Origin of the sequence: Aeromonas aquatica (assembly GCF_000764655.1) — a bacterium.
Lineage (GTDB): Bacteria > Pseudomonadota > Gammaproteobacteria > Enterobacterales > Aeromonadaceae > Aeromonas > Aeromonas aquatica.
On record NZ_JRGL01000050.1, the window covers coordinates 1 to 4,773 of the forward strand.

Annotated in this window: 4 protein-coding genes; all 4 read right to left on the reverse strand. The window is 61.9% G+C overall.

Annotation, left to right across the window (positions count from 1 at the left end; genetic code table 11):
* Positions 1-37 precede the first annotated feature (37 nt).
* The 4 genes from serA to LG30_RS0107660 all read right to left on the reverse strand — a co-directional run bounded on the left by serA (position 38) and on the right by LG30_RS0107660 (position 4,494).
* Positions 38-1,270: a phosphoglycerate dehydrogenase gene (gene serA, locus LG30_RS0107645; RefSeq protein ID WP_033130116.1), complete on the reverse strand. Its 1,233-nt coding sequence runs from the start codon at positions 1,268-1,270 to the stop codon at positions 38-40.
* A gap of 257 nt (positions 1,271-1,527) precedes the next feature.
* The gene (gene rpiA, locus LG30_RS0107650; RefSeq protein WP_033130117.1) at positions 1,528-2,184 is read right to left on the reverse strand and encodes a ribose-5-phosphate isomerase RpiA; all 657 of its coding nucleotides are present in this window, start codon (positions 2,182-2,184) and stop codon (positions 1,528-1,530) included.
* 196 nt (positions 2,185-2,380) lie between these two features.
* A complete protein-coding gene (locus LG30_RS0107655) occupies positions 2,381-2,989 on the reverse strand; it encodes a 5-formyltetrahydrofolate cyclo-ligase (RefSeq protein ID WP_033130118.1) in 609 nt (202 codons plus the stop codon).
* Positions 2,990-3,147: 158 nt separating this feature from the next.
* The gene (locus LG30_RS0107660; RefSeq protein WP_033130119.1) at positions 3,148-4,494 is read right to left on the reverse strand and encodes a Na+/H+ antiporter NhaC family protein; all 1,347 of its coding nucleotides are present in this window, start codon (positions 4,492-4,494) and stop codon (positions 3,148-3,150) included.
* Positions 4,495-4,773: the final 279 nt, after the last annotated feature.

The following is a 4,773-nucleotide window of genomic DNA, read 5'->3' on the forward strand; positions in this document are numbered from 1 at the left end:
TATTTCAGGACTAGACACGAGCAACCGGCTCAGGGCATTAGTGCAGGATCCGGGCGCGGATGGTGCCACCGATCTCCTTGAGCTTGGCGAGGGCCTTCTCGCTGTGCTCCGTCTCCACGTCGATCACCACGTAACCGATATGGCTGCTGGTCTGCAGGTATTGACCGGCGATGTTGATGCCTTCGTCTGCGAAGATCTGGTTGATCTGGTTCATCACCCCCGGCTGGTTGCGGTGGATGTGCAGCAGACGGCTGGAGCCCTTGTGGCCCGGCAGGGAGACTTCCGGGAAGTTGACGGCGGAGAGGGTGGAGCCGTTGTCGGAGTACTTGACCAGCTTGTTGGCCACTTCCAGCCCGATGTTCTCCTGGGCTTCCTGGGTGGAGCCACCGATGTGCGGAGTCAGGATGACGTTGTCCAGGCCACGCAGCGGGGTCAGGAACTCCTCGTCATTGGAGGTGGGCTCGGACGGGAAGACGTCGATGGCGGCGCCGGAGAGATGGCCGCTCTTGATGACGTCGGCCAGGGCCTCGATGTCCACCACTGTGCCGCGGGAGGCGTTGATGAAGATGGCGCCGGGTTTCATCATGCGCAGCTGCTCGGCACCGATGAGATCCTTGGTGGAGGCGGTTTCCGGCACGTGCAGGCTGATGACGTCAGACATGTTGAGCAGCTCCACCAGATTTGGCACCTGGATGGCGTTGCCCAGCGAGAGCTTGTTCTCGATGTCGTAGTAGTAGACCTTCATGCCGATCATCTCGGCGATGATGCCAAGCTGGGTACCGATGTGGCCGTAGCCGATGATGCCGAGCTTCTTGCCACGGGCTTCCACCGCACGGTTGGCGAGCTTCTCCCAGACGCCGCGATGACACTTGGCGTTCTTCTCCGGGATGCCGCGCAGCAGCAGCAGGATCTCCCCCAGCACCAGCTCGGCCACGGAGCGGGTGTTGGAGAAGGGGGCGTTGAACACCGGGATACCGCGCACATGGGCGGCGTCGAGGGCGACCTGGTTGGTACCTATGCAGAAGCAGCCGATGGCGACCAGCTTGCCGGCGGCATCCAGCACCTTCTCGGTGAGCTGGGTGCGCGAGCGCAGGCCGATGAAATGCACGTCGCGAATGCGCTCGATCAGATCCTCTTCCGACAGGGAAGTCTTGAGATACTCCACACTGGTGTAACCGGCGGCACGGAAGGTTTCCACCGTGTTGGGATGGACTCCCTCCAGCAGCAGCACCTTGATTTTATCCTTGTCCAGCGAAAACTTGGCTGTCATGACGATCCCTCTATTGTTTTAAAAACCTGTGCAGGTATGCGGTGTGAAGAAAACCGTAAAGTAGCAAAAACGTTTGGGAGAGGGAATATTTGTGACGAAAGTCAAATTCTTTGATGTTATCAACGTTTGTTGTAAACCCTGGTTTGCAACTCGTTGAGGCATAAACAGAAACGGCGCCATCAGGCGCCGTTTCTCATGGTCGGTGTGATGATGGGCCCTTGCATTGAGAGGGAAGGCAGCATCACCACAGAACCTGCTTATTCGTTGGTGATCACGCCTTCCGGGGTGCCGATCAGCACGACATCTGCACCACGGTGGGCGAACAGGCCGTTGGTGACCACACCGACGATGGCGTTGAGCCGGGTTTCCAGCCCCTTGGCATCGTGGATGGCCATCCCCTTGACGTCCAGGATGATGTTGCCGTTGTCGGTGACCACCCCTTCACGCCACACAGGGTTGCCACCCAGTTTGCGGATTTCGCGGGCCACGTATTCGCGGGCCATGGGGATCACTTCCACCGGCAGCGGGAAGGTGCCGAGCACCTCGACCGTCTTGGTGTTGTCGATGATGCAGATGAACTTGTCGGCCACGGCAGACACGATCTTTTCGCGGGTCAGGGCTGCGCCACCGCCCTTGATCATGTCGCGGCTGGCGTTGATCTCGTCGGCGCCATCCACGTAGACGGAGAGGGCATCGATGTCGTTGAGATCAAACACCTGAATGCCGAAACCCTTGAGGCGCTCGGTGGAGGCGATGGAGCTCGATACCGCGCCCTTGATCTCGTCCTTCATGGTCGCCAGGGCGTCGATGAAGTGATTGACGGTAGAGCCGGTGCCGACCCCGACGATGGTGCCGGGTACCACGTATTTGAGCGCAGCCCAACCGGCCGCCTTCTTCATTTCATCTTGAGTCATGATGGATCCTTATGGAAAAAGCGGGCGCATTATATCCAAGCCCGCCCCCGAGGGCGACCACCTGGCTCACGTTCTGGTCCTAAAAACCCCAAGATGTAAATCGTTTGCCTGTTTATCGTTCATGGCGCCGTGCGGTAGTCGAAAATATCGCCAGGTATGGGCCGGGCAGTGACCCTGACCAGCACAACCCGCCGACTCAGGAGAAGCACCAGCAACGCGCGGGGGTGATGATCTCGGGCAGCGGCACGTCCCACTGCTCCTTGGGCACCGCATCCACCTGCTGGCAGTCGTGGGCCAGCCCCAGGGGTCTCGGGCCCAGTCCGTGTTCGTGCCAGTCGGCCAGGGTGCGATCGTAATAACCACCGCCCATGCCTAGCCGGTTGCCCAACCCATCGAAGGCCACCAGCGGGGTGCAGATGATGTCCAGGGCGTCGTGGGGGAGCACCTGCGACATATCGAGCTCGGGCTCGGGAATGCCGAAGCGGTTGCGGGTCATGGGGCTGGTGGGGGTGTAGCGCTGGAACAGCAGGTGACCCGGGGCGTCCGGGTGCAGCACCGGCAGGAACACCTCCTGTTGCCGGGCCCAGAGCCACTGAATGGCGGGGCCGGGATCGAGCTCGCCGTCGTTGGCGAGATAGAGCGCGATGCGGCTGGCCGCCAGGATCTGCGGGTGCTCCTGGAAGCGGACCACCAGTTGCGCGGCGGCTGCCTGCTGCTCGGCCGGGCTCAGGCTCTTTCTGCGCTGGCGAATGAGTTGGCGCAGGGATTGTCGCTCATCGGGTCTATCGGTCTGGGTATCCGGCATGGGGGCTCCTGTGATGGGGCGAAAAGGCTGGGGTTACCTTAACAAGGGCCATCCGGGATGAAAAGCGGGGGAGGGTCGGTGCATTGGCCGGACAGCAGAAGATCCGGCCAATGACGGGCACTGTCTGGCGGCAGTGCCCGTCATCAAAGAGTGGCTACTCAGGCGGCTTGTCGGTGCTCGGCGGCGCCCCGGGTCTGATGCTTGATAAAGACGGCAACTATGGCAGCCAAGGCCAGGGCCATGGGGTAGAAGCTCATGCTCACCACCGCCAGCGGCGACAGTGCGAAGATGGAGCCGAGCAGCAGCGCCTGGGCGCCCCAGGGGATGAGGCCCTGCACCACGCAGGAGAAGATATCCAGCATGGAGGCAGCGCGGCGCGGGGTGACGCCGTGTTGCTCTGCCAGGTCCCGCGCCACCTTGCTGGCGACTATGATGGCCACCGTATTGTTGGCGGTGCAGAGGTTGGTGAGGCTTACCACCCCGGCGATGCCGAGCTCGGCCGCCTTCTCGTTCTGTTCACCATCGTGGGCGCGGGTGAAACGGGCAATCAGGGCCGCGATGCGGGCGCTGATCCAGGCAAGCCCCCCCTGGCGCTCCATCAGGGCGCCGAGGCCGCCGATCAGCATGGAGAGCAGGAAGATCTCCTGCATGCTGGTGAAGCCCTGATAGATGTCCTTGCTGAACTGACCGAGGGGATAGTTGCCGACCAGGCCGACGCCACCGGCGGCCAGGATGCCGAGCCCCAGCACCACGAACACGTTCATCCCCGCCAGTGCCAGCACCAGGATCAGCAGATAGGGGGCGACCTTGAGCAGATCGGCGCCGGCGCTGGTGGCCGGGGCTTCGCCGGTGGAGCCCAGCAGCAGGTAGAGCAGGATCACCAGCACGGCGGCGGGGGCGGCAATCTTGACGTTTTCCCGGAACTTGTCCCTCATCTCGCAGCCCTGGCTGCGGGTCGCGGCTATGGTGGTGTCGGAGATGATGGAGAGGTTGTCCCCGAACATGGCGCCGGAGAGGATGGTGCCTGCCATCAGCACGGGATCGATGCCGGTCGCCTGGGCGACGCCGAGGGCCACCGGTGCCACGGCGCCTATGGTGCCCATGGAGGTGCCCATGGCGGTGGCAATGAAGGCAGAGATGAGGAACAGGCCAGGCAACAGGAACCAGCTCGGGATGAGCGACAGCCCCAGTGCGACGGTGGCATCCACCCCGCCGGTGGCCTTGGCCACGGTGGCGAAGGCGCCCGCCAGCAGGTAGATGAGGCACATGGCCATGATGTTGCTGTCGCCGACCCCCTTGAAGAAGGTCTCGAGGTTCTTGTTGAACCCCTCTTTGCCCAGCATCAGTGCCAGCATGACGGCGGGCAGGGCGGCCACGGGGGCGGGCAACTGGTAGAAGGCGAATTCGACTCCTTGCAGGGTCAGCCAGGTGCCGGTACCGATGAAGAGAGCAAGAAAGACCAGCAGGGGCAGCAGGGCCCTGGCACTGGGTTGGGTCTGGATCATGTGTTCCTCGAAACTTGAACAATGACCTCCTGTCGCGGCCTGTGTGAACCCGAATCAGCTCGGGCACAGGGTGGGCATCCTGCCGCTATGGGGTGCCCACGGTAGTGAGTCGGGGCCATTCGGTCAAGATAGACGTCCAGATGGACAATCTTTTTATCTCGCAATTCCGCCGGATTGATTAAATCTGTTCAATATTCGGATTTTAATGAAATAGTCCGTTTATTCGTCGGCACTAAAACGGCGGCCACGGCGGGCTTTTCAAAGGCTATGTCCCAATTA

Bases quoted from the DNA above. Each gene is read 5' to 3' on its own strand.
- serA (WP_033130116.1), bottom strand. From the start codon at position 1,270: ATGACAGCCAAGTTTTCGCTGGACAAGGATAAAATCAAGGTGCTGCTG.
- LG30_RS0107660 (WP_033130119.1), bottom strand. From the start codon at position 4,494: ATGATCCAGACCCAACCCAGTGCCAGGGCCCTGCTGCCCCTGCTGGTC.
- LG30_RS0107655 (WP_033130118.1), bottom strand. From the start codon at position 2,989: ATGCCGGATACCCAGACCGATAGACCCGATGAGCGACAATCCCTGCGC.
- rpiA (WP_033130117.1), bottom strand. From the start codon at position 2,184: ATGACTCAAGATGAAATGAAGAAGGCGGCCGGTTGGGCTGCGCTCAAA.